Origin of the sequence: Paenibacillus zanthoxyli JH29, from assembly GCF_000520715.1 — a bacterium.
Classification (GTDB): domain Bacteria; phylum Bacillota; class Bacilli; order Paenibacillales; family Paenibacillaceae; genus Paenibacillus_AQ; species Paenibacillus_AQ zanthoxyli.
Window position 1 is genome coordinate 1 of record NZ_ASSD01000607.1, and the last position, 2,201, is coordinate 2,201.

3 protein-coding genes are annotated in these 2,201 nt (G+C 52.5%); 2 read left to right on the top strand and 1 reads right to left on the bottom strand.

The window, feature by feature from the left end; all coding sequences use genetic code 11:
• Nucleotides 1-608, bottom strand: a 608-nt coding sequence (locus L691_RS0123520) for an LCP family protein (RefSeq protein WP_408634790.1), incomplete at its 3' end; no start/stop codon positions are given.
• Between the two features lie 195 nt (nt 609-803).
• Between L691_RS0123520 and bcp the strand changes: the two genes are divergently transcribed.
• Both bcp and L691_RS0123530 read left to right on the top strand, forming a co-directional pair.
• Complete coding sequence (gene bcp / locus L691_RS0123525) at nt 804-1,271, top strand: thioredoxin-dependent thiol peroxidase (protein ID WP_025692728.1); 468 nt, start codon at nt 804-806, stop codon at nt 1,269-1,271.
• Nucleotides 1,272-1,399: 128 nt separating this feature from the next.
• A partial coding sequence (locus L691_RS0123530; protein WP_025692729.1) for a BadF/BadG/BcrA/BcrD ATPase family protein occupies nt 1,400-2,201 on the top strand: 802 nt, incomplete at its 3' end.

Genomic DNA, 2,201 nt, shown 5'->3' on the forward strand with positions numbered 1-2,201 from the left:
GAGGTGGCGTCATGGCGGAAACGGACATATTGGAGCGCCTTACTGCCGTCAAGGTGCTGAAAGCCTTTTTTCAGATCGATATCGTACTCGGGGCCGTCAGCTATGGTCTTATAGACCATGTCCTTCTCGACCGTATAGTCGATGCCGCCGACCGCATCTATAAGCTTGATAAAGCCCTGAAAGTCGGTGTAGACGTAATATTGAATCGGAATTCCAAGCAGATCGCCCACGGTCTTCATCGCCATATTGGGGCCGTAGATAATGGCGGTATTCACGCGATTTTTGTCATGACCTTCGATCGGGACGTAAGTATCCCGAAGGATGGAGAAGACGTGCACCTTCTTCTTCACCGGATCGAGAGAGACGACCAGCATCGTGTCCGAGCGGGGGATTTCCCCCTTTTTTACGCCGCGCGCATCGACACCCATCAGCAGGATATTAACGGGTTCCGTTCCCTCCCATTTCGGAGGATCGGGCGTATTGGCGTCTACCGTCTCCACATTTTTGAATGGAGAATCATTGTCTTGCTTCTGCATGCCGTTAAGACCTTGGTAGATGGATGTGAAAAAATATACGGCTCCTCCAGCCAGAAGCAGAAGGAGGATCATCAGGCTCCGAACCAGAATTTTCTTCGATTTTCCCTTCTTGGCGTGTCTTTTCGACCTTGGCGGCATTCTCGCTCTTCCTTTCACATTTGCATTCCCTACATTATAATTTCTTTTATGGATACAATCAATTGTACACCCCGCGGGCCATATAACACCCGTTAGAGCCATAAACCTAATTAAAGGAGTGCATGAATTATGGAAGAGCTGTCCATTGGACAAGAGGCGCCGGACTTTACGCTGCCCGCCTCGGACGGAAGCGAAGTCACCTTAAGCCAGTATAGAGGACGGAAGGTGCTGCTGTATTTTTATCCGAAAAATATGACGCCGGGCTGCACCCAGGAAGCTTGTGAATTCAGAGACGTCAATGACCGGATTACAGCCAAAGGAGCCGTTATTCTGGGCGTCAGCCCCGACAGTCTCCAGTCGCACGCCAAGTTTATCGCAAAGAACGAACTGCCCTTTCTGCTGCTCTCCGACGAGGACCATAAGGTAAGCGAGCAGTACGGCGTGTGGCAGCTTAAGAAACTGTACGGCAAGGAATTTATGGGCATTGTGCGTTCCACCTTCCTGATCGATGAACAGGGCATCGTGTCCAATATCTGGAAAAAGGTGCGGGTAAAGGGCCATGCGGAGGCGGTCGCGACGACCCTTGACGGGGAATAGAGCGGGTATTTTCAAGCTCCGGGCGTTTCGTTAAATTTTTACTGTTACATTTTTAACAGCTTTTAGCAGTCTGTTATGTGATATTTTTCCTATAGTTAAAATTTTCAATAAGGCGTGGTGATAGCAGGATGCAGCTGAAGATCGGACTGGATGTGGGATCGACTACGGCTAAATTGGTTGTCATGGAGCGGAATCTGGTCGTTCATGAGGATTATGTAAGACACTATAGCGATATAAAAAAAGCGGTTCTCTCTTTGCTTGATAAAGTGATATCCCTGTTTCCGGATAGGGAGGCGGCGCTGGCGGTAAGCGGTTCTTCCGGTTTGTCTCTGTCCAGACTTGGGAACGTGCCCTTCGTTCAGGAGGTTATCGCTTGTACAAAAGCGATCAGCGAACTGCTTCCTTCCTGCGATACCGCGATTGAGCTTGGAGGAGAGGACGCCAAAATCATTTACCTCAGCGGCGGCATTGAGCAGCGGATGAACAACGCCTGCGCAGGCGGGACAGGCGCTTTCATCGACCAGATGGCGGCACTGCTCCAGACCGATCCCACTGGACTCGACAGCCTCGCGGCGGACCATCAGCGGATCTATCCAATCGCCTCCCGCTGCGGCGTATTCGCCAAGAGCGACATTCAGCCGCTGCTTAACGAAGGGGCGCGCCGGGAGGATGTTGCGGCCTCCATCTTCCAGAGCATTGTGAATCAGACGATCGCCGGTCTAGCCTGCGGGCGTAAGATTCGCGGACGGGTGGCTTTTCTGGGCGGCCCGCTGACTTATTTATCCCAGCTTCGGGCCCGGTTCGCAGAAACGCTGGAGCTCGCGGAGGAAGACATTCTGTTTCCGGAGCGAGCTCAGTATTTCGTGGCGATCGGCTCGGCATTATCCGATGATGGCAGCACCGCCGCGCCGCTTGCGGAGTGGCGGGACC

Coding starts and splice junctions, on each gene's coding strand:
- bcp (WP_025692728.1), top strand. CDS start 804: ATGGAAGAGCTGTCCATTGGACAAGAGGCGCCGGACTTTACGCTGCCC.